Origin of the sequence: Nonomuraea purpurea (assembly GCF_042650645.1) — a bacterium.
Lineage (GTDB): Bacteria > Actinomycetota > Actinomycetes > Streptosporangiales > Streptosporangiaceae > Nonomuraea > Nonomuraea purpurea.
Genome location: NZ_JBHSBI010000004.1, coordinates 19,919 through 45,176, shown reverse-complemented (window position 1 = coordinate 45,176; position 25,258 = coordinate 19,919). Strand labels below are relative to the sequence as shown.

Below are 25,258 nucleotides of genomic sequence, written 5' to 3'. Positions count from 1 at the left end.
CGTCATGACCGTGACTCCATGATCGAGGGCTGCCGGCGCAGATCCGGGCTTGCGCCGAGCGCCGTGACCCCGGGGATCCAGGGCCATGGCTCTGCGCCGTTGGGTGTCGCCAGCGACTCCGGGTCCACGGCCAGCACCCGATGATCAGCCAGTTCGGCCCAGTGTTCGAGCACGCCACCCACCCGTTCCGATCTTGGTCGAGGAGGGTGACAGCGTCTCGGAGGGACAGGTCCTTGCGGGCCTGTCCGCGGCGGCGAACGGCGCGTCCACCAGGTGACGGAAGCCACGCCATGCGGTCATGACCGCCCCCGGCAATTCAGCGGTGGGTTGGCGAACGACAACCAGCGCACTCCCGTTCCTCCCGTGCCGTCCGGGGTGAGCTGGAGCCCGCGCAGGGGGCCGCCGCTGTGGGGGAGGGCGGCCAGGGCCTGGCGTTCTGAGGCGCGCAGGAAGACCACGACGGGGTGGTCGCGGTAGTGGGTGAGCGCGTGCAGGAACTGCCGTACGCCCTCGTCGGGCGTGATAGAGGCGTTCCACTCCCGATCGAGGGTTTTCTGGGAGCAGGCCGACCACAGGATGGCGAACTCCTGGGCGCCTGACTCGGCGGCGTGGCGGCCGGCGCAGGTGAGGTAGTCGTTGGCGGCCTGGTAGTCGCCGTCGCCGGGAAGGGTGGCGAGCATGCCCATCGAGGCGAAGTTGCACCAGATGCGCGGCGGCCGGTCGACGAGGACCGCTTTCAGGTTGCGGTAGCCGCGTACCTTCACGTCACGGACCAGCCGGAACGCCTCCAGATCCGTCGCCAGCGGCGAGGCGGGACGGAGTTCCGTGGCGGCGTGCAGCAGCAGGTCGACGCGTTCGACGCCGGCCAGCGCGTTGCCGAGTTGGGCGGCGTCGGTGATGTCGCAGCGCCGGTAGTGCACCCGGCCGGCCCCGCAGTACCGTTCGAGCCGGGCGAGGGTGGCACGGACCTGCAGGCCGCGTTCCAGCAGGTCGTAGGCGGCCTCGGCATCTTTGACGCTGGCGTGCTCGTCCAGGTGGGCGCGGACGTAGTGGGCGCGGCCTGGCAGGTCGGTCACCTCCTCGGGAGGCAGCGGCGTGCGGCCGAGGACGTGGATCCGCGGGCGGGCCTGCTGGGCGAGGGCGAGCAGGATACTTGCCGTGACGCCGCGTCCGCCGCCGGTGGCCACGACCACCGAATCGCCGTCGAGGGGGAGCGTACCGGGGGTGGGACGGGCCCGGCGCAGTTCGTACAGCAGCCGCCTCGGCCCCTGGTAGAAGGCGCTCAGCAGCGGCGGCGCGGCGTTGAGCTCGGCCGCCAGCACGCCGAGCGCCTCGACCAGGTCGAGACCGCCGACGGCGACGCCGACGCAGGCGCAGTCGTCCAGTTCGGCGGCCAGCGGCCGGATCGCGCCGGTGAACAGGCCCGCCACCGGGTCGGGCACCTCGTCGCGCACCGCGTCCATGACCAGCGCCGCGATGCTGCGCAGATGAGGGAAGCGGACGGCCGCGGCGAACATCGCCTCGTGCACGAACTCGGCGTCCTGGCCCGGCCTGGCCAGCACCCGTAAGTGCTCAGGGGTGAGGGGTAACCACGTCCAGTCGAGGGTGTCGACACAGCCGACGTGCACGTCGGCACGGCCGCTGACCAGCGCGCGCAGCGCCTCGGCGTCGGATCTGCCGCACAGCAGCAGCGTCTGGGGCGGCAGTTCGAGCGCGGGGACGGCCGGCGGCGCGGGCGCGGGGGTGAGCTGCAGCCGCATCACCTGGCCGAGATCGTGCAGGCCCGGGTCGTCGGTCTCACCCTGCCCGGCCGTCCTGCCGAGGTTCCCGACCGGCTGCCATTCGCCCGCGGCCACGGGGCAGAGCACCGTCGCGGACGGGACGTTCGCCCGGACCAGCCCGGCCACGTCCTCGCGCGCCCCGCACTCCAGGAAGACGTCCGCGTCCCGGCCGGCCAGGGCGGTGATGGCCTCGTGGAAGTGGACGGCGACCACCATGGCGTCGGCGGTCATCGCGACCGGGTCGTCGTCCCGGGTGACCAGGCGGCGCAACGTCGGGGAGAAGACCGGCCAGCGCGCCACCGACGCCGCGATCCCGTCCAGGGAGTTGACCAGTTCGACGGCCGCGGGCGCGAGCGCGGGATTGTGGGCGGGGTGCAGGACCTCCGCCATCGTGCCCGTCCAGCCCAGTTGCCCGGCCAGCCGCGCCGCCAGCGGCATGACGTTCCTCGGCCCTGACAGCACGCACTGCTGCGGGGTGTCGACGCGGCCCACGACCAGGTCGGGATGGTCGAGGAGTTCGACCAGGCGCTGCGCTCGTACCGCGCCCACGTTGACGGGCATCATGGCCCCGTTCCAGCTCAGCTTGGTCAGCGCCCGGCTGCGCGCGCAGGCGATGCGCGCGCCGTCGCGCACGCTCAGAGCGCCGGACGACACCAGCGCCCATAACTCTCCGATGCCCTGGCCCACCAGGGCATACGGCTGCACCCCCTCCCGCAGCAGGCCGTGGAAGACGGCCAGCGACACGCCCATCAGGGCCAGGTAGTGGCCTTCCGGACCGTGCGGGCGTGTCATGCCCGGCGCCAGCAGGTAGGAGCCGACGGGGGAGACGCCGAGTCCGGCGGAGACCGCGTCGATGTCGGCCAGAACGGCCCTGATCCCGGGGTGCCGGCGGCCCACGCCGGCCAGCACCCCGCCTGGTGGAATGGCTACGCTGCCTGGGAAAACCGCGACGACTCTGCTGTGCATGCAGTCCCTTTCGAAGGGTCACACGGCAAAGGACATGAGGAACGGCCGATCCGCCGCACCTCATCACCGGCCGATTCGGCCGTTCCACTGATACCGCGCACACACAGTATGTAGTCGTTTCGATCCGTTACGTAGCCCTATCGGGTGAGAAACCGTCACATCACCTACATGCACGCACTGCTGATGGTGGGCTCAGATGAGCCGCCGCTCCATCGCGACGACCACGGCCGCCGCCCGGTTGTCCACGCCCAGCTTGGCGAAGACGTGCTTGAGGTGCGTCTTGACAGTGGTCTCGCTGATCAGCAGGGCCCGCGCCACCTCCTTGTTCGCTGCCCCGCGCGCGATGAGCCTGAGCACCTCCAGCTCGCGCGGGGTGGGAGCGGCTTTGGGCGCGGGCCCCAGACGTTCGACGAGCTGTGAGGTGATCTTGGAGGCGAAGATCCGCCCACCCGCCGCCGCCATGCGCACGGCGGCGTGCAACTCTTCGCGCGGCGCGTCCTTGAGCAGATAGCCCGCCACGCCCGCCGCCAGGGCCCGCGAGACGTCGGCGTCGCCGTCGTACGTGGTGAGCACGATGACCCGGACCTCCGGATGCCCGGCGCGCAGCCGCTCGATGGCGCCCACCCCGTCGAGCCCCGGCATGCGCAGGTCCATCAGCACCACGTCAGGACGGGCGGAGCGGGCCTGGGTGAGCGCCTCGTGCCCGTCGGCCGCCTCCGCCACGACCACGATGTCGGGCAACCCGTCGAACATGCCGCGCAGCCCGTTGCGCACCACCGGGTGATCGTCGACGATCATCAGGCGCAGGGGATGCTCAGGCACAACGCCGTCCCTTCCCCCGGTGCCGATTCCACGGTCACCGTACCTCCGGACCGCGACGCCCGCTCGCGCATCGCGATCAGCCCGTAGCCGCCGCCGGTGGCGGCAGGCTGGAAGCCCGTCCCGTCGTCGAGGACGTCGAGCGTTACCTCGTCCTCCATGTACGACAGCGTCAGCGCCGCCTTGTCCGCCTTCGCGTGCCTGGCTACGTTGGCCAGTGCCTCCTGGGCCGCCCGTAGCACGGTCGTCTCGGCCTCGGCCGCCAGCCTGCGGGGCACCCCGTCCACGGAGACGGTGACGGGCACGCCGGTGGCGGCGCTCCAGCGCTCCGCGACGGCGGCGAGCGCCTCGGGCAGGGCCGCGCGTTCCAGCGGCTCGGGCCGCAGGGCCTCGACCGAGCGCCTGGCCTCGTTGAGGCTGTCACGGGCCAGCCGCTTGGCCAGCGCGATCCGCTCACGCACGGCATGCGGGTCGTCGATGCGGTGCTCGGCGGCCTCGAGCTGGGCGACGATGCCGCTGAAGCCCTGGGCGAGCGTGTCGTGGATCTCCCTGGCCAGCCGGGCGCGTTCCTCCAGGACGCCCACCACGCGGCTCTGCTCGCCCTCCTTGACCAGCCGGTGCGTGAACGCCCCCATGAGGAGCACCATCGCGATGTTGCCCGCCACGTAACCGAACACCGACGGATCCTGCAGGATCCTGGCGAACGCTCCCGTCGCGCCTGTGATCACAAGGACGAGCAGTACCGCGCCCGCGTAGCCCCACCGCTCGGGCAGCAGCACGTACGGCAGGGCGACCATGCCGAACAACATCATCTGGTAGACCGAGTCCAGGCTGACCAGCACACACAGCAACGCGATCAGCACCAGCAGGTGCCAGCCCATGGGGTTGAGCCGCTCGAAGAGCGCGGGCCGGCGCACGACGAAGAAGGTGTACCAGCCGGCCATCAGCGCGCTGACCCCGAGCCGGACGGGATCGGCTCCACCGGTCAAGACCGAGGTCGTGGCCGTCATCGCCAGGCAGGCGTAGAACATCAGGTGGAAGGTCCTGATCCAGCCCGCCTCGGTCATCGGCTCCTCACTCCCAGCGGAACAGCGCGACCGCCGCCGCGGTCCCGAGGACGATTATCACCGAGAGAATCAGCAGGGGCGCTGCCGACGGGGTGCCGAACCAGCTTTCCCGCAGCGCGATGACGCCCTGGGTGAGCGGCAGGTAGTCGCCGATGCGCCGGATCGCCTCCGGCAGCCCCTCACGGGGGAACGCGGCCCCGGCGAGGAAGATCATCGGGAACATGACGAGCAATCCCATCAGATCCGCGACCCGGCCGCGTGGGGCGAGCGCCGCGATGACGAAGCCGATGGCGTAGCACATCAGCGCGCACAGGGTGAAGGCCAATGCCAGCCGGAGCGGGTGCGCGGGCAGGTCCACGCCGAACCCCAGCACCCCGACGCCGACCACGATCACGGTGCCGGCCAGCGCCATCGCGAGCTGCGCCACGATCTGGCCGGCGAGCAGGACGAACGGGGAGACCGGGGTGGTGGCCAGACGGCGCAGCACCTTGCGTTCCCGGTACGTCGCCAAGATCCCGGGCAGCGCCGCCAGGCCGCCCGTGGCCAGGATCATCGCCAGATAGCCGGGCACGAAGCGTTCCAGGTGCCGGCTGCCGCTGTTCAGCACGAGCAGCATCATCGGGAAGGCGACCATGAAGAACAGGCTGCCGGGATCGCGGGCCAGCAGCTTGAGCTCGGCCAGCGACAACTGCGTGAACGCCTTCATCGCGCCTCCCCGATCAGCGCGAAGTACGCCTGCTCCAGGCTGCTCGTGCCGGTGATGTCGACCAGCTCGCGCGGGCCGGCGAGGGCGGCCACGGTGCCGCGGCTGAACACGGCGACCCGGTCGCACAACTCCTCGGCCTCGTCCATGTAGTGGCTGACCAGCACGACCGTGGTCCCGGACGCCTTGAGGTCGCCGATGAGCGTCCAGGTCTCGCGGCGCGCGACCGGGTCGAGACCGGTGGTCAGCTCGTCCAGCACGACCAGCTCGGGCCTGCCGAGCATGGCCATGCCCAGCTTGAGCCGCTGCTTCTGCCCGCCGGACAGGTCCCCGTACGCCTTGCGCGCGATGGACGCCAGACCCCAGCGGTCCATCACCGCCCGCCAGTCGTCCGGACGCTCGTAGAACGCCGCGAACAGCCGCATGGCCTCGCCGACCCGCAGCCGGTCAGGCAGCTCGCTCTCCTGCAACTGCACGCCGATCCGCTGGGCGAGGACGCGGCGGCGGCGCACGGGGTCCTCCCCGAACACCCGCACCGATCCGGAGTCGGGCCTGCGCAGCCCGACCAGGCATTCGACCGTGGTGGTCTTTCCGGCGCCGTTGTGGCCGACGACGCCGAACGTCTCGCCCTTCGCGACCGTGAACGACACCCCGTCCACCGCCCGCGTCGGGCCATAGCTCTTTCGGAGGTCCGTGACCTCGATCGCTGTCATGCCTGCGAGTCTGTTCGGGCACCTGCGCGCCCGGCATCGCCCGATCGTGCGCGCGGCATCCTCCTTTCGGGTGATGGCCCGTGTCAGGACAGGGCCTCCATGGCGCCGTCGTCACCAGCCCCCCCCGTGGTCGAGTGAACACGCTATGGCAGCCCCCACGCGGGGGCGCTCCCGTTGGCCGGGACGTCGCGCGGCCCCGACGGGTGTGCGCCGCGCCGGGTTATGACGGCCGTCTGGTCTTTGCGCAGGGGGATCTCGATCGTGTCCGTCCCCCGGAAGGGCAGGGGCCTGCCCCGCTCGTCGCGGACCTCGAAGGGCCCCTCGATGCCGTGCCGGAGCCGCAGCGGCTCTCCCGCCGCCTCCGCCCGCACCCTGACCCAGTCGGTACGCCCCCCGCTCCGCGAGGCGTCCACCAGGAACGCCCCCTGCGTGCGCAGCCGCTCGATCGAGACGTCGGCCCAGGTGGCCGAGACGGCGGGGAACACCTTGACCACGCCGCCGTGGCTCTGGACCAGCATGTCGAGCATCGACTGGGCGGCGGCAAGCGGGCTTTCGATCGCGAAGTTGGAGCCCTCTCTGTACATGGTGTTGGGGGTGATGGCGCAGTTGTCCACGACGTTGCCGTCGATGAAGAAGCGCAGGTAGGACAGGGCCTCCTCGGGGTTGCCGAACAGGGTCTCCATCGAGGAGGCCGCCGCGAAGCTGTAGCCGTGCCACAGCTCGCGCATGCTCGTCCAGTGCTCGAAGCTGCGCCGCTCGAGCGACTCCTGCAGCGGGTACATCCAGAGCAGGTGCGAGTAGTGCCGGTGCGAGCCCGCCAGCGGCACGTTCTCGCCGATCATCACCCCTTGCTCGTTCCTGTGGTACGGCACCAGTCGCGCGAGGATCTCCTTCCACCTGGCCTTGTGCGGGTCGTCGATGCGCAGCCGCGCGGCGCTGTCGAGGAGGGTGCGGCAACCCCAGCGGATGAGCGAGAGGTCGTAGGTGGCGTCGGAGGCGTTGGCGTACTCGGGCGAGCGGGTCTCGGGCAGGTGCAGGCGGCCGTCCTGGCCTTCGACGAGGAAGCGCTCGTAGTAGGTGATCGCCCCGGTGAGTATCGGGAACAGCACCTCGCGCAGCACGCGCTCGTCCATGCTGTGGCGGTAGGCGAGCCAGACGTTGTGCATGCCCCAGGTGAGGTTGCCGGTGTGGTCGTTCGGGCTCACGCCGGGCACGCCGACATACCGTGGGCCGGGCCGGAGCATGCGGTCGCCCGGGTGACACAGCGCGTAGGACTTGCCGTCGCGGTAGGCCGGATTGACGTTGAGCTCAAGATTGTCGTGATATTTCCGGAACGTCGTCGTCACGGCGTCCAGCTCCGGATGGTTCGAGCCGTTGACCAGCGGATAAGCCACCTGGACGTTGAGGTTCCACCAGATGTTCGTCCAGCTGTTGCCCGCCTCGGGGAACCACGGCCCCCACTCCGTCACCACCGGCGCGCCGTCCCTGGTGGCCGAGGCCATCTTGTAGAGCTGGATCCAGTAGAAGCGCTGCAGCAGCTTGTCGGGGACCGACACCAGGCTGCGCCGGTAGAACCGGCGCCACCAGCTCCGGTGGACCAGGACCTGCGCCTCCGGGTTGCCGTCGAGGATCTGGCGCAGGGTCCGCAGCGCCTCCTCAACGCCCGTCGAGTCCGGATAGTCGTAGGCGATGGTCGCCGCGAGCACCCGCTCGCCGCCGTTCCTGACCTCGCGCCAGGCGGTGGTGTACCCGCCTCCGGCGTGCATGGGCTGCTCGACGTGCCCGTCGGCGACCACCGGGTCGGGGTTGCCGGTGTAGTCGGGCGGGCGCCGGATCGTCCTGGTCGTGTGGGAGGCCAGCGGCGTGAAGCCCCAGGCCACCGCCTCCTCTCCCGGGGTCGGCTTCGTCGACACCAGCAGCACGCTGCGGTGGTTGAGCACGAGCGCGCTGAACTCGACGCCGCCCCGCGTGGTCGTCACGGTCCCGGTCAGCTCGGCCCGCTCCAGGTCCAGCCGCCAGTCCACCCCCGTGACCGCCCCCGCGAAGGTCAGCGTCAGGTAGCCGATGGGCAGGCGCGAGTACCCGATGGCCGCCTCCCACTGCCCGCGCTGGTCCTGCACGAGCGAGTGGTTCAGCATGAAGCGCAGGACGTTCCCCTCGCCGCCCTTGTTGTAGACGTGCACGCCGAGCAGGCCGTTGCCCAGGAAAGGCCCGTTCTGCCAGCCGCTGGGCAGCCGTTTCCACACCATGGCGGCGTCCCGCAGCACGTCGGCGTGCACGTCGTCCTTGCCGCCCGGCGTGGCGTGGGCCCACGCGGCGGGAGAGGTCGCGACCACGGCGGAGGCTCCGGCGCCGGCGACGAACACCCGGCGGCTGATTCCGGTCATCGGGCAGGTCCTTCCAGGGAGAGGTCGGCCGAAGCGCCGTCGTTGTCGGCGGGTGTGGTGGGCCCCGGTGGCGGGGTCGGCGGCAGACCCCAGGGCTCGCCCGGTTCGGTGATCTTCACGGGGGCGATGGTGAAGTCGCGCTCGCCGTGGGCGAACACCAGCGCCTCCTGGTCCTTGCGCAGGTCCAGCTCGATGACGCCGTCGCCGAGGTCCTTCCAGCGCGCGCCCAGCACGGTGTGCCGCCCGCCCGCGATGCCGTGCCTGAGCCGGCACGGCCGGCCCGCCAGGCTGCGGATCCGGACCCACCGGGTCGCGCCCTGCCGCCGTACCGCCGAGAGGAGGAACGCGCCTTCGGTGCGGAAGTTGTGCACGGTGACGTCGGCCCAGGCGCCGGGTACGGCGGGGAAGAGGCGGATCAGCCCGCCCCAGCTCTGCACCAGCATGTCGTGCATCGACTGCGCGGCCGACAGCGGCGTCTCGATGACGGGCCCGCCGCCCTCCCGATACATGGTGTTGGCCCTGATGAAGCCCTGGCTCATGAGCTCGTGCAGGTAGTGCAGGCTGTCCTCGCCCTTGCCCTGCTGGGCGGCGATCGAGGCGGCGCCGGTGAAGCTGTAGCCCTGCAGCGCGCCGGTGAAGCCGATCCAGTGTTTCAGCGACTTCTCGATGAGGTCGCGTTTGTCCGGCTGCTCCCAGGTGATCTCGTAGAGGGGGTAGATCTGCAGCAGGTGCGAATAGTGCCGGTGCGACTTGGCGAAGGGCACCCCGGCGCCGATCATGTAGCCGTTCTCGTCCACCGGGTAGTCGACGAGCGTGTCCAGGACCTCCCGCCAGCGGGACCTGAGCGGGTCGTCGATCTTCAGCGTGTCCGCCGCCTCCAGCAGCGTCCCGCAGCCCCACCTGATGAGCGCGAGATCGAAGGTGCAGTCGGGCGCGCCGCCGTACTCGGGGGAGAAGGTGGTCGGCAGGTGCAGCCGGCCGTCCGCGCCGGGGGCCAGGAAGTGCAGGTAGTAGTTGATCGACCGGCGCAGCAGCGGGAACAGCACGTCGCGCAGCACGTCGGTGTCCATGCTGTGCCGGTAGGACAGCCACACGTTGTGCAGCGCCCAGGTGAGGTTGCCGATCTCGGGCTGGCCCTGGCCGGGGATGCCGAGCCGGGCGCCGCGGGCGTACATGTCGGAGCTGCGCGAGACGCCCGCCGAGTCGGACCGGTACGGCTCGGGCACGTGGTCGATGAGCACCTGCCGGTTCTCGTCCAGGGTGCGGGTGAGCGCGTCGAGTTCGAGGTGGTTGGAGCCGTTGATCATCCAGTATTCGAGCTGGACGTTGAGGTTCCACCAGATGTTCGGCCAGCCGGTGGGCTGCAGCCACGGCCCGGTGGTCGCCATGACAGGGGCGTGCTCGCGGGTGGCTGAGGCGATCTTGTAGAGCTGGATCCAGTAGAAGCTCTGCAGCCGCCGGTCCGGCAGCGACAGGAAGCTCTTGGGGTAGAAACCGTGCCACCAGTCGCGGTGCGTCTTCGCCAGCAGGTTCGGCGGGCGGCCCAGCGCGCTCCTGATCGTCTTCACGGCCGGCGCCTCGGCGCTCTCCTCCGGATGGGAGTGGGCCACGGTGAGGTACATGCAGCGTTCGTCGCCGCGGGTCACATCCTGGTAGGCCGTGACGTAGTGGCCGCCGACCAGCAGAGGCTGGACGCAGAGGCGGACGTCGCCGTCCTGCTTGAGTGTGCTGGGCGGGTTCGGCTGGTAGGCGGGGTCGGGGTTGGTGATCTGGCGGGGGCTGATCGAGGGCAGAGCGGTGAACGTCCAGGTCGTCTCCCGCTCGGCGGCGTCCGGCTTGACGCGGATCAGCATGACCTCCCGTTCGGCGTGCACGAAGGCGCTGAAGGAGATGGTGCCGAGGTCCGTGGTGACGGTGCCCTTGAGTTCGGCGTTCCACAGGTCCAGGCGCCAGTCGACGGCGGTGATCGTGCCCTTCGGCTGGAGCGTCAGGTAGCCGATGGGCAGGCGGCACAGGCCGTACTTGGCGTCGATGTTCGGCCGGTGGTCCTGGACCTCGCTGTGCTGGACGTCGAAACGGATCCCGTTCTGGCCTTCCGGGACGTAGACGGTGGAGGCCAGCAGGCCGTTGCCGAGGAACGGGCCCTCGTGCCACTGGCGGGGCAGGCGTTCCCACACCAGGTCCTGGTCACGGAGGAAGGCAGCCCACTGGCCGTCGTGGCGCATCTCGTCGCGCAGGGGCAGCAGGCCGGTCCGCTCGAACAGCTCGGTGGCGGACGCGGCGGCCGGCGATGCGGGAGTGAGCGCGGCGGCGGCGCCTCCTATGGCGATACCTCCGAGGAATGTACGCCGAGAGGAGGGATTTTCCGACATTGCGCCTCCGGTGGGGGTGCTTGCGGGGCGATACATCTGATGATTGAGAAGATCTAATCGCTGGCCGCCTCTGTCAAGCCCTTGCTCACCGCTTGGCCGCGTCCGCAGTTAGGGCGTCGTGTCGAGGTGCCTTCTGACCGCCGCCACCCGATCCGGCAGCGGGCCCGGGGCGATCGGCACGCACTCGTAGCCGAGTGAGGCGTAGGCGTCCCGGTGGACCTGCTCGAAGCGCAGCGACTCCGCGAAGGTGATCAACCGCGCGTCGGTCGGCGTGACGAACCCGAGGCTCCGCACGAACAGCACCCTGTTGTCGTAGATCCGGCGCTCCTGGATGCGGTCCAGTTCGCGGGACAGGGCCGGGGGGACGGGATGGCCGAGATACCTGGCCAGGGCGTAGGTGCAGACGGGCGATCGGTCGTAGACCTGCACCTCGCCGGGAAGGGCCGCGGCCTGTTCCTGGCGCCGGCGCTGCAAAGCGGTGATCGCCTCCACGAAGGACGGCTTCGTCCACGGTTCGGCCTCGCCCCGCGCCTGCCGCAGGGCGATGACGTCCGTCGCCGCCTCCTCGACGACGGTGTAGCCGTCGCACTCCAGTTGGCGCAGGATCGCCGTCTTCCCGGCTCCTGGCGTGCCGGTCAGGATGTAACGCTTCATCGATCGCTCCCCGTATCGGGCATGGCTCCGCCCAGGTGGGCGTGCGGGAGATGGGCGCCGGCGGTCATCGGCACGGCGCGGGCTCGGTCGCGGCCTGGTGGGTCGTCCCACCGCTCGCTTTCACCGAGGGCGTGATCACACCTTAGCCGGGATTGACGGGCGTCCAAACTGCAACTAGCCTCATTGCAGTTTCGAAGGGAGTCGTGGTGGGTCTCAGCAGCAGGAGCGCGGTCGCGATTCACGCGCTCACGATGCTGGCGCGCTGGGGTGAGAAGTCGCTGACCTCCGCGGAGATCGCGGACAGCCTGGAGAGCAATCCGGTTCTCGTGCGGCGCATCCTCGGCAGCCTGCGGGACGCCGGCCTCGTGTGGTCCACCGAGGGGCGCAACGGCGGCTGGTCCCTCGCCCGAGCCCCGCGCGAGATCACCCTCCACGACGCCTACAGCGCCGTCGAGGCGGGGCCGATCCTGTCGCGGCACGCCCACCCGCCCAGCGCCGAGTGCGAGGTGGGGCGCCATATCCAGGGCCTGCTCGAAGTGGAGTTCCGTGACGCGGAGCGGGCCATGGAAGAACGGCTCGGCCGCACGACCATCGCCCACCTGCTCCGGCAGGTGCTGGAAAGGGAGCGTGAACTCGCGCTGCCGGATCGTCCGCCCGCTCCGGCGGGTGCGTGAGCCGGCGGCGGCGCGTCATGGCGGAGGCACGGCCCTCCGCCATTTTCTTGCCCTAACTGTAACTACGACGGTGGCAGTAAATGCCGCGCGGAGGATGCCTCGAATGACCCCAACCACAGCCGGACGAAGCGGCTCAGCGCTCGCCCTGCTGGCCGTGCTCATGCCGGCGATGCTCGCCACGGTCATCGCCAGCGACATGGTCAACCTCGTGCTCCCGGCGATCGGAACGGAGTTCGGAGCCTCCGAGGCGGAGCTCGCCTGGATCGTCACCGGCTTCCTGCTGATGTTCTCGGTCGGCATCCCCTTCTACGGCCGCATCTCCGACCGGGTGAGCCTGCGGCGGCTGTTCGGCTTCGCCCTGGTGACCTACGCAGCCGGGAGCCTGGTCTGCGCGCTCGCCCCGGACCTGCTCGTGCTCGTGCTCGGGCGGATCGTGATGGGGGTGGGCGCGGCCGCGATCCCCGTGCTCTCGATCATCGCCGTCACCCGGTTGACGCCGCAGGACAAGCGGGGAATGGGGATCGGCGTCATCTCCTCGGCCGGGGGGATCGGTACCGCCGCCGGACCGGCTATCGGTGGCGGGATCGGCCAGTTCCTCGGCTGGCCAGCGCTGTTCTGGATCATGATCGTGGTTGCGTTGGCGCTACTTCCCGCGGCGTTGCGCGTTCTGCCGGGCGACGCCCCGGCGGGTGCGAGGCGGTTCGACCTTCCCGGCGGCATCCTCCTGGGCCTCGGCGCCGGACTGGTCCTGTTCGGCATCACCCAGGCACAGGTCGCCGGCCTGGCCGCGCCCTCGTCCTGGGCCAGCCTCGTCGTGGCGGTCGTGGCCATCGCGCTCTTCGGGTGGCGCACCGTACGCGTCGCGCAGCCGTTCGTCCCGCCCGCGCTGTTCACCAACCGGGTCTACAGGACCGCGGTCGTCGTCGCGTTCCTGGCCATGATCGTCAACCTGGCCGGCCTGGTATTCGTCCCACTGCTGGTCATCGACGTCAACGGCCTCGGACCGGGGGAGGGGGCCCTGGTCATGATCCCGGCCGGGGTCGCCGTCGCCGTCGTCTCGCCGCTGATCGGCCGCCTCGCCGACCGCCTCGGAACCCGGCCCCTGGTGCTGACGGGCCTGGCGGGCATGGGGGCGTTCACGCTGTTCCTGTCGACCTTCGCAGGAGGTGCGTCGGTGATCCCCGCCGGGGTCGGGATGTTCGGGCTCAGCGTCGGCTTCATCTTCGTCCTGACCCCGATCATCAGCGCCGCGGCCGGCGCGCTGCCGCCCGACCAGGTCGGCGTCGGCATCGGGATCCTCCAAGGCGCTCAGTTCCTCGGCGCCGGCACGGGCCCGGCCCTGGTCGGCGTGCTGGTGACGGCACGGCAGCGAAGCGGCGGCGACGCCGTCAACCCCCTGTATGGCGGCCACGAAGGCGCCGCCTACTCCGATGCCTTCCTGGCCATGACCGTGGTCGTCGTCCTGACGTTGATCGTCGCGTTCCGCATGAGCCCCGCGGCCACGCCGGTCCGCGATGCGGACAAGGTCCATTGAGGCCGCACGGGGGCGCTACACGGCCTGCAGGTGGGGCGGACATATAACGATTTGAGCGAGTGAGTACTCGCTCATTATGCTTTCTCGCATGACGAGCTCTCGCATGACGAGAAGGCGGAGAGTGCCGGCAATGGCGCCGGAAGACCGCCGCGCCGCACTGATCGCCGCCACGCTCCCGTTGCTGCGTGAGTACGGCACCGCCGTGAGCACCCGGCAGATCGCCGAGGCTGCCGGCGTGGCCGAGGGCACGATCTTCGGGGTGTTCCCCGACAAGGCCTCGCTGCTGCGGGCGACGCTGATGAGCGCGTTCGACCCGCAGCCGGCCGTGGACGCGCTGGCGTCCATCGGCACGCGGGTCGAGCTGCGCGCACGCCTGACCGAAGCGGTCACCACGCTGCGGACGGGCATGAGCCAGAACGTCAACCTCGTCACCGCCCCCCGAGAGCTGATGGACGACGACGCCGAGTTCCGCGAGCGGATGATGGAGGACCGGCAGCGGATAGAGTCCGCGCTGGCCGCCCTGATGGAGCCCGACCGCGACCGGCTGCGCCGCTCACCCGAGGCCGCGGCGCAGTTGCTGCTGATGCTGATCGCGGTGAGCGTGCACCACGGCCTCGGCCATGTCGGCGAATTCGGCGACATGGACGACGAGGAGATCGTCTCCGTCCTGCTCGACGGGCTGCTCCTGCGGCCCGCTCCCACCCCTTCGACAGAAAGCCCCTCGTAATGCTGCTCCGTTTTCTGCGGGGCCAGCTCAGGCCGTACGGGAAAGAGATCACGCTTGTCGTCCTCTTTCAGCTCGTATCGACCCTGGCCACGCTCTATCTCCCCACACTGAACGCCGACATCATCGACAACGGCGTCGTCAAAGGCGACACCGGATATATCGTGCGCATCGGGCTGGTGATGCTCGGTGTGACGCTCATCCAGATCACCTGCTCGGTCGTGGCCGTCTACTACGGCGCCAAGATCTCGATGGGCCTGGGCAGAGATCTCCGGGCCGCCATCTTCCACCGGGTGCAGGACTTCTCCGCCCAGGAGATCAACAGGTTCGGCCTGCCGTCCCTGATCACCCGCACCACCAACGACGTGCAGCAGGTCCAGTTGCTCGTGCTGATGACGTTCACGTTGATGGTGGCGGCGCCGATCATGTGCGTCGGCGGCATCGTGCTGGCGCTGCGCGAGGACATGACGCTGTCGTCGCTGCTGCTCGTCGTCCTGCCCCTGATGGTGGTCATCGTGGGCCTGATCGTGATGCGGATGCGCCCGCTCTTCCGCACGATGCAGGAGCGTATCGACCGGATCAACCAGGTGCTGCGCGAGCAGATCACCGGCATCCGGGTCATCAGGGCCTTCGTCCGCGACCGGCACGAGCGCGAGCGCTTCGGCGTCGCCAACGACCAGCTCACCGACGTGTCGCTGCGGGTCGGGCGGCTGATGGCGCTGATGTTCCCCACGGTCATGCTGGTCGTGAACGTCTCCAGCGTCGCCGTCGTGTGGTTCGGCGGCCACCGCATCGCCGAGGGCGCCATGCAGGTGGGCGCGCTGACCGCGGTCATCGCCTACCTCATGCAGATCCTCATGTCGGTGATGATGGCGATGTTCATGTTCTTCATGATCCCGCGGGCGGAAGTCTGCGCCGAGCGCATCGAGGAGGTCCTCGACACCGAGCCGACCGTCCACCCGCCGGCCGAGCCCGTCACCCCGCAGACCCACCTCGGCGAGCTGGAGTTGCGGTCCGTGGACTTCCGCTACCCGGGGGCCGAGGAGCCGGTGCTGTGCGAGGTGAGCTTCACGGCGCGCCCCGGCCATACGACCGCGATCATCGGCAGCACGGGCAGCGGCAAGACGACGCTGCTCAACCTCATCCCGCGCCTGTTCGACGCGACCGACGGCCAGGTGCTGGTCGACGGCGTGAACGTGCGCGACCTCGACCCGGCCGTGCTGTCCCGGGCCGTCGGCCTGGTCCCGCAGTCGCCCTACCTCTTCTCCGGCACCGTCGCCTCCAACCTGCGCTACGGCAGGCCGGACGCGACCGACGAGGAGCTGTGGCGAGCCCTGGAGGTGGCCCAGGCCCGCGAGTTCGTCGAGGCGATGCCCGGCGGCCTGGACGAGCCGATCTCCCAGGGCGGCACGAACGTCTCCGGCGGCCAGCGTCAGCGCCTGGCCATCGCCAGGACGCTGGTGCACCGGCCCGAGATCTACCTGTTCGACGACTCCTTCTCCGCCCTCGACTACGCCACCGACGCCCGCCTGCGGGCCGCGCTGGATGAGGAGATCGCCGACGCCACGATCGTCATCGTGGCCCAGCGCGTGAACACGATCCGCGACGCCGACCTCATCCTCGTGCTCGACGACGGCCGCGTGGTCGGCAGCGGCGATCACGCCGAGCTGATGACCGGCTGCCCGACCTACCGGGAGATCGTGCTGTCCCAGCTCACCGAACAGGAGGCGGCATGACTACGCAGGCGCCACCGCGTCGGCCGCAGTCCGGTCTCGGCCCCGGCATGATGTCCGGGCCCGCGGAGAAGGCCCTTGACTTCGGAGGTTCGCTCAACCGCCTGCTGCGGCTGCTGCGCCCCGAGCGCACGCTGCTGATCGTCATCCTCACCCTCGGCACGCTCAGCGTCGCGCTGACCGTGATCGGACCCAAGATCCTCGGTCACGCCACGGACCTCATCTTCTCCGGCATCATCGGGGCCCAACTGCCCCCGGGGATCACCAAGGAGCAGGCCGTGGCGGGGCTGCGCGCCGACGGCCAGTCCACGTTCGCCGACATGGTGGCCGCGATGAACGTGGTGCCCGGCCACGGCATCGACTTCACCGCGCTGGCCCAGGTGCTCGCCTGGGTGCTGGCGCTCTACCTGGTGGCGGCGCTGCTGGGGATCGTGCAGTTCCGGCTGACCACGGTCGTCGTGCAGCGGGCGGCGGCCCGGCTGCGTGAGCAGATCGAGGCCAAGCTGGCGCGGCTGCCGCTGAGCTACTTCGACGGCCAGCCGCGCGGCGAGATCCTCAGCCGCGCCACCAACGACACCGACAACATCGCCCAGACGCTGCAGCAGACGATGAGCCAGCTCATCTCGGCGGTGCTGACGGTCGTGGGGGTGCTGGTGATGATGTTCTGGATCTCGCCGATCCTGGCGCTCATCGCGCTGGTCACCGTGCCGGTGTCGGTGTACGTCACCGTGGTCATCGGCAAGCGCTCGCAGCCGCAGTTCATCCAACAGTGGTCCGCGACGGGCAAGCTCAACGGCCACATCGAGGAGATGTACGGCGGCGCCACCCTGGTCAAGATGTTCGGCCGGCAGAAGGAGGCCGCAGAGACCTTCGACGAGCACAACCAGGCCCTGTTCGCCTCCAGCTTCCGCGCCCAGTTCATCTCCGGGGCCATCCAGCCGGCCATGATGTTCATCGGCAACATCAACTACGTGCTGGTCGCCGTGGTGGGAGGGCTCAAGGTGGCCTCCGGCTCGATCTCGCTCGGCGACGTGCAGGCCTTCATCCAGTACTCGCGGCAGTTCAGCCAGCCACTCACCCAGGTGGCCGGCATGGCGAACCTGGTGCAGTCGGGCGTCGCCTCGGCCGAACGGGTCTTCGAGCTGCTGGACGAGCGGGAACAGTCGGCGGAGCCCGCCAAGCCCGCGCGGCCCGCCCAGGTCAGGGGCCGGGTGGCGTTCGAGAACGTGTCCTTCCGCTACACACAGGACCGGCCGCTGATCGAGAACCTGTCGCTGACCGTGGAGCCCGGCCAGACCGTCGCCATCGTCGGTCCCACGGGAGCGGGCAAGACGACGCTGGTCAACCTCATCATGCGCTTCTACGAGGTGACCGGCGGCCGCATCACCCTCGACGGCGTCGACATCGCCGAGATGTCCAGGGAGGAGCTGCGCGCCAACATCGGCATGGTGCTGCAGGACACCTGGCTGTTCGGCGGCACGATGGCGGAGAACATCGGGTACGGGGCCGAAGGCGCCACTCGCGAGCGGATCGAGGCCGCCGCGGAGGCCGCCCACGTGGACCGCATCGCGCACACGCTGCCCGACGGCTACGACACGGTGATCGACGAGGAGGGCGCGACGGTCAGCGCGGGCGAGAAGCAGCTCATCACGATCGCGCGGGCGTTCCTGTCGGAGCCGGCGATCCTGATCCTCGACGAGGCGACCAGCTCGGTCGACACCCGGACCGAGGTGCTCATCCAGCGGGCGATGAGCACGCTGCGCGAGGGCCGTACCAGCTTCGTCATCGCCCACCGGCTGTCCACGATCCGCGACGCCAGCCTGATCCTGGTCATGGAGGACGGGCGGATCGTCGAGCAGGGCACGCACGAGTCGCTGCTGGAGGCGGGCGGCGCCTACGCCCGCCTGTACTCGGCCCAGTTCGCCGAGGCAGCCGTGGAGGTGGAGTAGAACCGGTCGACCCGGCATGCTCGCCCCGACCAGTGCCGCGCCGTCCGGCGGCCCGTCGAGGGCGAGCATGCGGGCGCTTGAGCGGGCCCCGTGTGGCGTCTTTGTGGCGAATTTGTGGTGGCGCGGCCGATTGTGGCCGAGGGATGCGGCCGCATCCCCGCAGGGATGCTCGAAACGGAGGAGCTTCTGTGATCAAGATGAGTCTGCGCTGCGCCAAGTACGCACTCAGCACGCTGTCGAGGGCGCGAGCTGCAGTGACCGGAACTGCTTGCGACGTCTCGACCACGTACGGTAAGGTTTCCGTGATCGATCTGGCAAGCGACAACCAAGCTGGCCATGAGATCACTTCCTGGATTCATCGGTACAACGAGGCCGCCGGGCGGGCGGTGACAGGACGTGGAGACCTGCCGGTGGGCGGGTCGGTGAAGCGTCAAGCATCCTGTTCCACAGTTCGTGCTGCTTCGCGGCATGAACTGCTACGTAAGCAGCACGGGAACCCTCGCCTCTTCAGGGCGAGGAGCACGTCAAACAGAAGTGTTCAAGAACATCCCCCTGCCGACCATCATCTTCGTCACCTACTTCGGGCTGACCTCCATCGGGATCAGGCTCGGCACGATCGAGGCGGGACTATCTGGGCCCGTGGTATGACAGCCCCGACGACCTCATGGCGCTGATCCACGCCCCTGGGTCGGCGGCCGGCCCATGCGCCGAATCCGTCGCCGTCCGTCCTGAAGGCGGCGCGCTCAGCGCAGGGCGAGCGCGGCGAAGGCTTCGTCGATGAGGCCGACCAGGTCGAGGCTGCCGTCGGAGGCGGCCCAGTGGTCGACGGCGATGTTCAGGCAGTCGAGGGCGGCGGCCACGCGGACCGGCAGCGCCAAAGGCGCGGGTCGCGCGGAGCCGGCGCGCTCGGCCAGGGCCTGGACCAGGGCGGGGCGCCAGTTGTGCTGCTTTTCCAGGTTGCGCGCGCACAGGGCGGGGGTGTCCATGATGAGGCGGGTCATCGCGAGGGCGCCCGCCGGGTCGCGGTGGTAGAGCTCGATGACGGTGTCGAGGGCGCGGCGCAGCGCCGTCCAGTCGTCCTCGTCGGCGGGGCGGCCGCGCAGGGCGTCGGCGACCAGCCCCATTCGGGTGTCGAACGCGCCGAGGACGGCCTCCTCCTTGCTGCCGAAGTAGCGCAGGAACGTGCTGCGCGACACCCCGGCCGCCGCGGCCAGGTCGTTGAGGGTGACCTTGTCGAAGCCCTCGCAGCGGAACAGGTCGAAGGCCACCTGGGCCAGCTCGGCCCGGACGGCGGCCCGTGCGATGTCTCTCGTACGTCCTGCGTCGCTCACCCGGCGATCCTATCCCGCGTTCGATCCCAGCTTGCAGCTATGAACCTAAGTCGTTAATCTGACACTCAGTTTCACAACCGAAACTCTGTAACGGAGACACCGTGACCCAGACACTTGGACTCATCGGCAGCGGCATGATCGGCGGCACGCTTGCCCGCCTCGCCGTCGCCGCCGGCCTGGACGTCGTGCTGAGCAACTCGCGCGGCCCCGAAACCCTCGCCGACCTCGTCGCCGACCTCGGCGAACACGCGCGGGCGGCCACACCCGCGCAAGCCGCGCAGGCGGGCGACCTGGTGGTGGCCACCATTCCCCTGCACGCCTACGACCGGCTCCCCGCGGCGGCCCTGGCAGGCAAGACCGTCATCGACACGATGAACTACTATCCGGATCGCGACGGCCGCATCGCCGACCTGGACACGGGGGCGGTGACCTCGAGCGTGCTGGTGCAGCGGCACCTGGCCGACTCCCGCGTGGTCAAGGCGTTCAACAACATCGACTTCCACCGCCTGTCGACCCTCGCCAGGCCCGCCGGCGCCCCCGACCGCAGCGCCCTGCCCATCGCCGGCGACGACGAAGCCGCCAAGGCCCAGGTGGCGCGGCTGCTGGATGCCATCGGCTTCGACGCGGCCGACATCGGCACGCTCGCGGAGAGCTGGCGCAGCGAACCCGACACCCCGGTCTACGTGCATCCGTACTTCCCGCAGCAGCGGCCCGAGGGGATGGACGACCTCGACGAGACGCTCCGCTGGTTCGTGGAGACGCCGGGGGTCCCCGTGCCCGCAGACCGGGTCAGGGAACTGGCCGCCATGGCCGTCAAGGGCTCCCCGCGGGCCGTCGCCGAACCGGGCGAGGGCTCCTCGTAGTACGGTCCGCAGGAGATCCCGACGACCGAGGAGTTGCGGCATGACGGGCGAACCACCGGCCATCACCACCGTCCACGACGGCGTCGCCAGGCTGACCCTCAACAACCCCCGGCGCAAGAACGCCATCACGCTGGAGATGGCGGGCCTCATCGAGGACTTCTGCGCCCGCGTCCACGCCGACGACAGCATCGGCGCCGTCCTGGTCGACGCGGCCGGCGGCTACTTCTGCAGCGGCGCCGACACCAGGGACCTGGCCGCCGCCTCCGACGACCCGGCCGCACCGGAGTCGGTCGCCGAGTAACCACCCCCACCGCCTTCCCGTTGAATGTCCAAGAACCGGACGCGGTCAGCGAGCCCAGACGGCCGAGCAGGGATGGGCGGACCGGGGGTGCGGGCGCGAGTCAGCGGATGACCCGGGGAAAGGTGCTCTGACCTGGGCGTCGTATGGTGGCCGCATGGGCATGGTCGGGACGGTCGGGCTGGTGTTGCATCCGCGGCGCGACTCCAAGAAGGCGATAGACACCATCCTGCGCTGGGCCGGTGAGAAGGGCGCCACCGTGCTCGGGCTCCCGGAGGAGGTCGGCAGGATCGACTGCACCGCCGTGCCGGTGGACGCCACCGCGCTCGTGGAGCGGGCCGACCTGCTCGTCGGCCTCGGCGGCGACGGCACGATGTTGCGGACCATGCGACTGCTCGCCGGGCGGGCGACGCCCATCCTGGGGGTGAACCTGGGCAAGCTTGGCTTTCTCGCCGAGATCGACGTGGACGAGTTGCCCGATACGCTGTCGGCCATCGACGATCATCGTTACACGATCGAGCCGAGGATGGCGGTCAAGAGCGTGGTCGGGGGTAAGCCGGTGACCGCGTTCAACGACATCGCGCTCGTCCGGATCCCGGGGGAGGGGCTGGCGGCCATAGCCATCACCCCGGCGGGCAGCGATTTCATCAGATACGCCGCCGATGCGGTGATCGTGGCGACCTCCACCGGGTCCACCGCCTACAGTTTCTCCGCCGGAGGGCCGCTCGTCTCGCCCCGCGTGGAGGCCGTTCTCGTGGTGCCCGCCGCCGCCCACTCCAGCTTCAACCGGGCGCTGGTGCTGCCCGCCGACGACGAGGTGGCGCTGGAGGTGCTGCCCAGCAGCGGGCGGCTGGCGGTGGAGGTCGACGGGGCCGTGGTCGCGCACCTGTGCCCGGGCGACCGCGTCACGGTCTCGGCCTGGCCGGGGGCGGCGAACGTGGTGCGCGTGGGCACCACGTTCTACGAACGCGCCCGGCGGAAGCTGCGGGTGGACGGCAGCGCCGAGGTGAGCTGACCGTCGGCGTGTCAGGCCGTCAGCGTGGCTGGTCTTCGGGCTGGCCGCGACGCCGGTGCCGGGCCGACCGCCCACCGGGCGCCCGTTCCCCCTCGTGCCCCGTCTGCGGCGACTGGGCATGCGGCGTGAAGAACCCGCCGCTCCCTGCAGGCTGCTCGGGCCGGGTGTCCTGCTGGGATGGGGTGAAGAAGTCGTCGCGTTCCGCGGGACGGGAGAAGAAGTCGTCGTCGTGGTCGTCGTGAGGGCGGGAGAAGAAGTCCTCGTGGGCGGTGGGTTCGGGGGCGCGGGAGGCGCGGCGGCGGGACGGCCGGTCCGAAGGGGGATCGGCGGGTTCCGGGTGGTGGCGGGAGGCTGTCAGTGCCGCCAGCGCCGTCGTGATGGGCACCGCTGCGATGAGCCCGAGCGTCCCGACGATGCTGCGGACGATCTCCTGGGCGATGACCGGCGTGGTCAGCACGTCGCCCAGCGGCTGCTCCCCGATGCTGAACAGCAGGAGCAGCGGCAGCGACGCCCCCGCGTAGGCCAGGATGATCGTGTTGATGACCGAGGCGATGTGCGCGCGCCCGATCCGGCTGGCCGCCCGATAGAGCCGGGTGAACCCGTAGGAGGGGTTGGCGTGGGCGAGTTCGGCCACCGTGACGGCCTGGGTGACCGTGACGTCGTCGAGCACCCCCAGCGCGCCGATGATGATGCTGGCCAGGAGCAGCCCCTGGGTGTCGATCTTGAGGCTCATGTCCAGCATCAGCGCGCTGTCGTCGGTGATGCCGTTGAGCTGGGCGAACCCCAGCGCCCCGTACGACAGCACCCCCGTGAGCGCCAGGCTGCCCAGGGTGCCCAGGACCGCCATGGACGTGGGCACGGAGAAGCCGTGCGTGAGGTAGAGGACCGCCAGCATGATCGCCGCCGCCCCGACGATAGCCACCAGCATGGGCGGACGGCCCTGCAGGATGCCGGGGATGACGAAGGTCAGCAGCAGCACGAACGTGACCGCCAGCCCCACCAGGGCGGTGAGCCCGCGCCAGCGGCCGAAGGCGATCACCGCCAGCGCGAACGCCGCCCCGAACAGCCACAGCGGTGTGGCCCGGTCGTGGTCGGAGATCTGGTAGGTGCCGTCGGAGTGGCGCAGGAGGATCACGTCGTCGCCGGCCGCGAAGTGTTGCGCCCCTGGGCCGCTCGGCAGCCGCAGCTCGACGTCCTTGCCCTGGTCGGGCCCTTCATAGACGGTGACGGCGGCGTTCCCGCAGGTGGCGGGGTCGGGCTGGGGCGTGCCCTCGGTGGCGGCGGGGCAGCGTTTGAGCGTGACGCTCTTGACCGTGCCGGTGAGCCGCTCGACGCCGGTCTGCGGCGTGCCGGTGTCCTGCCGCCCGTCGGGCCAGAGCCACAGCAGGCCCGCCAGCGTGGCGATCGCCAGCGGCACCAGCACGGCCAGGCTCGCCACGACCGTGCGTCGCGAACTCGGGACGGTGGTGTCATGCGCGTGATTTGCGCCCATCGATGTAACGGTCCTCCTCGGCTGATGACAGTACTGCACGGCGGCTGACCGGGTAGGCGTTAAGTATGGCTTGGCTGGTCGGCACCTCGGGGTGGCAGTACAAGGACTGGCGCGGGGTCCTGTATCCGCGCAACGTGCCGCAGCGGCTGTGGCTGGAGGTGTACGCGCGGGAGTTCCCGACCGTCGAGAGCAACAACGCCTTCTACCGGCTGCCCACCCCGGAGACGTTCGCCAACTGGCGCGACCGCACGCCGGACGGGTTCGTGATGGCGGTGAAGGCCAGCAGGTTCCTCACCCACATCAAGCGCCTGACCGACCCGGAGGAGCCGGTGGCCCGCCTCATGGGCGCGGCCTCGGCGCTGAAGGACAAGCTGGGCCCGATCCTGCTGCAGCTCCCGCCCAATCTGAAGGTCGCCCCCGACAGGCTCGACAGGTGCCTGCGCTGCTTCCCCGCCCACGTGCGGGTGGCGGTCGAGCCGAGGCACGAATCCTGGTGGATCGACGAGGTCCGCGAGATCCTGACCGCCCACGGGGCCGCCCTGTGCTGGGCCGACCGCCGCGGCAGGCCGCAGAGCCCGTTCTGGCGTACCGCCGAATGGGGTTATGTGCGCATGCACGAAGGCCCGGCCGCCTGGGCGTACGGGGAGACGGCGCTGCGGACGTGGGTGCGCCGGGTGCGGGAGGCGGGCTGGGAGGACGCCTACGTCTACTTCAACAACGATCCAGGGGGAGCGGCCGTGCGGAACGCGCGACGATTTGCCAGACTCGGCTAGGTGCACACGCGTCTGTACAGGAACGGCGTCCTCGAGAAGGAAGGTTTCCCGATCGAGGACGTCTCCGATTATGTGGGAGATCCCGAGAACACGGTCTGGTTCGACCTGTGTTCGCCGACGCCCGGCGACCTGGGCGTGATCGGCGAGGAGCTGGGTCTGCACGAGCTGGCCGTCGAGGACGTCCTGAACGACCATCAGCGGCCGAAGGTGGATGTCTACGACAACCACCTGTTCATCACGGTCTACGGCGTGCATTTCGACGAGGGCCGGCTCGACCCCGTCGAGGTGAACATCTTCGTCACCAAGAACGCGCTGGTCACGGTCCGGCAGAGCGACCACTTCGACATCCGCGAGGTGACCAGGCGCTGGGACGGCGCCTCCCGGCTGGCCGGGCACGGGGTGACGTTCCTGCTGCACGGGCTGCTCGACTACGTCGTCGACAGCCAGTTCGACCTGGTCCAGGACCTCGACGCGCGGGCGGAGGCGATGGAGGAGTCGCTGTTCGAGGATCAGGTACGCGACGGCAGGCAGTTGCAGCGCGAGATGTACGAGCTGCGCAAGAACACCACCAAGCTCCGCAAGATCACGATGCCGATGCGCGAGGTCCTCGGCACCCTGCTCCGCCGCGACCAGGACCTCGTCGCCGACCGCGTGATGGCGCCCTACTACGAGGACGTCTACGACCACGTGCTGCGGGTGACGGAGTGGGTGGAGTCGATCCGCGACATGCTCGCCAACGTCCGCGAGACCCGCCTGGCCCAGCAGGGTTTCCGGCTGAACGAGATCATGAAGCGGGTCACGAGCTGGGCCGCGATCATCGCCGTGCCCACCATGATCACCGGCTTCTACGGCCAGAACGTGCCCTACCCGGGCGAGGGCCAGGCGTGGGGCTTCTGGCTCTCCACGGTCCTGGTGGCGGTGACGTCCGTGGCGCTGTACTCGGTGTTCAAGAAGAAGGACTGGTTGTAGGGCGGACGGCAGGGCTCGCCCCGGCCGGCGAGCCGCGCCTCGACCGCGACCCGCACCTGCGCCGCCCCCGCGGGCGGGAAGAGCGGCAGGCAGCGGCCGCCCGACATCAGCGTCCTGCGGCCGATCGAGGTGGTCAGCAGGGACAGCTCCGTGTACGTGGCGGGCTCGGCCAGGCGCAGCAGCCACCCGCCGCCGGGCAGGCGGGAACGGCTGCCGTCGAGCGCGTAGTAGTCGAGGACGCCCTCGCCGGCCGAGACGACCGCCCGCATGGTGAAACGGCGTCCCTCCACGGTGAACACCTCAGCCGACGGCGCGCGGTAGATGGAGTGCACGTAGGCGATCAGGAAGCCGTCCGTGATCGGCAGGCCGTTCACAGTGGGGCGCCCGGCGCCGCCGCCGGTGCCGAGCGCCGCCACCAGCGCGAGCGCCAAAAGCGGCTTT

At 70.2% G+C, this 25,258-nt stretch carries 22 protein-coding genes; 10 read left to right on the top strand and 12 right to left on the bottom strand.

Annotation, left to right across the window (positions count from 1 at the left end; all coding sequences use genetic code 11):
• Positions 1-2: 2 nt before the first annotated feature.
• From ACFOY2_RS09065 to ACFOY2_RS09025, 9 genes are all read right to left on the bottom strand, one after another.
• Positions 3-173, bottom strand: coding sequence for a hypothetical protein (locus tag ACFOY2_RS09065; RefSeq protein ID WP_379527501.1), 171 nt, complete (start codon positions 171-173; stop codon positions 3-5).
• Between the two features lie 123 nt (positions 174-296).
• Positions 297-2,747 carry an acyltransferase domain-containing protein gene (locus ACFOY2_RS09060; protein ID WP_379527500.1) on the bottom strand — a complete coding sequence of 817 codons (2,451 nt, stop codon included), beginning with the start codon at positions 2,745-2,747 and terminating at the stop codon, positions 297-299.
• Between the two features lie 192 nt (positions 2,748-2,939).
• Complete coding sequence (locus ACFOY2_RS09055; RefSeq protein ID WP_379527499.1) at positions 2,940-3,569, bottom strand: response regulator; 630 nt, start codon at positions 3,567-3,569, stop codon at positions 2,940-2,942.
• Positions 3,545-4,633 carry a sensor histidine kinase gene (locus ACFOY2_RS09050; RefSeq protein ID WP_379527498.1) on the bottom strand — a complete coding sequence of 363 codons (1,089 nt, stop codon included), beginning with the start codon at positions 4,631-4,633 and terminating at the stop codon, positions 3,545-3,547. Before ACFOY2_RS09050 ends, ACFOY2_RS09055 begins: the two co-directional genes overlap by 25 nt.
• 7 nt (positions 4,634-4,640) lie before the next feature.
• On the bottom strand, positions 4,641-5,339 hold the full coding sequence (locus ACFOY2_RS09045) for an ABC transporter permease (RefSeq protein WP_379527497.1): 699 nt from the start codon (positions 5,337-5,339) through the stop codon (positions 4,641-4,643).
• On the bottom strand, positions 5,336-6,049 hold the full coding sequence (locus ACFOY2_RS09040; RefSeq protein WP_379527496.1) for an ABC transporter ATP-binding protein: 714 nt from the start codon (positions 6,047-6,049) through the stop codon (positions 5,336-5,338). The genes ACFOY2_RS09045 and ACFOY2_RS09040 overlap by 4 nt, the downstream gene beginning before the upstream one ends.
• Before the next feature lie 143 nt (positions 6,050-6,192).
• The gene (locus ACFOY2_RS09035; protein WP_379527495.1) at positions 6,193-8,436 is read right to left on the bottom strand and encodes a glycosyl hydrolase family 95 catalytic domain-containing protein; all 2,244 of its coding nucleotides are present in this window, start codon (positions 8,434-8,436) and stop codon (positions 6,193-6,195) included.
• Positions 8,433-10,808: a glycosyl hydrolase family 95 catalytic domain-containing protein gene (locus ACFOY2_RS09030; RefSeq protein ID WP_379527494.1), complete on the bottom strand. Its 2,376-nt coding sequence runs from the start codon at positions 10,806-10,808 to the stop codon at positions 8,433-8,435. Before ACFOY2_RS09030 ends, ACFOY2_RS09035 begins: the two co-directional genes overlap by 4 nt.
• A 108-nt stretch (positions 10,809-10,916) precedes the next feature.
• Positions 10,917-11,462 carry an AAA family ATPase gene (locus tag ACFOY2_RS09025; RefSeq protein WP_379527493.1) on the bottom strand — a complete coding sequence of 182 codons (546 nt, stop codon included), beginning with the start codon at positions 11,460-11,462 and terminating at the stop codon, positions 10,917-10,919.
• Between the two features lie 206 nt (positions 11,463-11,668).
• Here ACFOY2_RS09025 and ACFOY2_RS09020 point away from each other — a divergent pair, with 206 nt between their 5' ends.
• The 5 genes from ACFOY2_RS09020 (at position 11,669) to ACFOY2_RS09000 (ending at position 18,076) form a co-directional block, all read left to right on the top strand.
• Positions 11,669-12,136, top strand: a complete 468-nt coding sequence (locus tag ACFOY2_RS09020) for an Rrf2 family transcriptional regulator (protein ID WP_379527492.1) — start codon at positions 11,669-11,671, stop codon at positions 12,134-12,136.
• 103 nt (positions 12,137-12,239) lie between these two features.
• Positions 12,240-13,670 (top strand): MFS transporter, encoded by a 1,431-nt coding sequence (locus ACFOY2_RS09015; RefSeq protein WP_379527491.1) that lies wholly within the window; start codon positions 12,240-12,242, stop codon positions 13,668-13,670.
• 130 nt (positions 13,671-13,800) lie between these two features.
• Positions 13,801-14,397: a TetR/AcrR family transcriptional regulator gene (locus tag ACFOY2_RS09010; RefSeq protein ID WP_379527490.1), complete on the top strand. Its 597-nt coding sequence runs from the start codon at positions 13,801-13,803 to the stop codon at positions 14,395-14,397.
• On the top strand, positions 14,397-16,130 hold the full coding sequence (locus ACFOY2_RS09005) for an ABC transporter ATP-binding protein (protein WP_379527489.1): 1,734 nt from the start codon (positions 14,397-14,399) through the stop codon (positions 16,128-16,130). Before ACFOY2_RS09010 ends, ACFOY2_RS09005 begins: the two co-directional genes overlap by 1 nt.
• Positions 16,127-18,076 carry an ABC transporter ATP-binding protein gene (locus tag ACFOY2_RS09000; protein ID WP_379527488.1) on the top strand — a complete coding sequence of 650 codons (1,950 nt, stop codon included), beginning with the start codon at positions 16,127-16,129 and terminating at the stop codon, positions 18,074-18,076. Before ACFOY2_RS09005 ends, ACFOY2_RS09000 begins: the two co-directional genes overlap by 4 nt.
• 743 nt (positions 18,077-18,819) lie before the next feature.
• On the opposite strand, the gene ACFOY2_RS08995 is transcribed toward ACFOY2_RS09000, so the two are convergent.
• Positions 18,820-19,407 (bottom strand): TetR family transcriptional regulator, encoded by a 588-nt coding sequence (locus ACFOY2_RS08995; RefSeq protein WP_379527487.1) that lies wholly within the window; start codon positions 19,405-19,407, stop codon positions 18,820-18,822.
• Positions 19,408-19,508: 101 nt separating this feature from the next.
• Here ACFOY2_RS08995 and ACFOY2_RS08990 point away from each other — a divergent pair, with 101 nt between their 5' ends.
• From ACFOY2_RS08990 to ACFOY2_RS08980, 3 genes are all read left to right on the top strand, one after another.
• On the top strand, positions 19,509-20,270 hold the full coding sequence (locus ACFOY2_RS08990) for an NADPH-dependent F420 reductase (protein ID WP_379527486.1): 762 nt from the start codon (positions 19,509-19,511) through the stop codon (positions 20,268-20,270).
• A 40-nt stretch (positions 20,271-20,310) separates the two neighbouring features.
• Positions 20,311-20,571, top strand: coding sequence for an enoyl-CoA hydratase/isomerase family protein (locus ACFOY2_RS08985; RefSeq protein ID WP_379527485.1), 261 nt, complete (start codon positions 20,311-20,313; stop codon positions 20,569-20,571).
• 154 nt (positions 20,572-20,725) lie between these two features.
• The gene (locus tag ACFOY2_RS08980) at positions 20,726-21,583 is read left to right on the top strand and encodes an NAD(+)/NADH kinase (protein WP_379527484.1); all 858 of its coding nucleotides are present in this window, start codon (positions 20,726-20,728) and stop codon (positions 21,581-21,583) included.
• A gap of 19 nt (positions 21,584-21,602) precedes the next feature.
• Here the strand turns inward: ACFOY2_RS08980 and ACFOY2_RS08975 are convergent, their stop codons facing one another.
• Complete coding sequence (locus ACFOY2_RS08975) at positions 21,603-23,075, bottom strand: YibE/F family protein (protein WP_379527483.1); 1,473 nt, start codon at positions 23,073-23,075, stop codon at positions 21,603-21,605.
• 65 nt (positions 23,076-23,140) lie between these two features.
• Here ACFOY2_RS08975 and ACFOY2_RS08970 point away from each other — a divergent pair, with 65 nt between their 5' ends.
• Together ACFOY2_RS08970 and ACFOY2_RS08965 are read left to right on the top strand one after the other, a co-directional pair.
• A complete protein-coding gene (locus tag ACFOY2_RS08970) occupies positions 23,141-23,848 on the top strand; it encodes a DUF72 domain-containing protein (RefSeq protein WP_379527482.1) in 708 nt (235 codons plus the stop codon).
• Positions 23,849-24,817 (top strand): magnesium transporter CorA family protein, encoded by a 969-nt coding sequence (locus ACFOY2_RS08965; RefSeq protein ID WP_379527481.1) that lies wholly within the window; start codon positions 23,849-23,851, stop codon positions 24,815-24,817.
• On the opposite strand, the gene ACFOY2_RS08960 is transcribed toward ACFOY2_RS08965, so the two are convergent.
• Positions 24,712-25,248 carry a DUF1850 domain-containing protein gene (locus ACFOY2_RS08960; RefSeq protein WP_379527480.1) on the bottom strand — a complete coding sequence of 179 codons (537 nt, stop codon included), beginning with the start codon at positions 25,246-25,248 and terminating at the stop codon, positions 24,712-24,714. The genes ACFOY2_RS08965 and ACFOY2_RS08960 overlap by 106 nt on opposite strands.
• Positions 25,249-25,258: the final 10 nt, after the last annotated feature.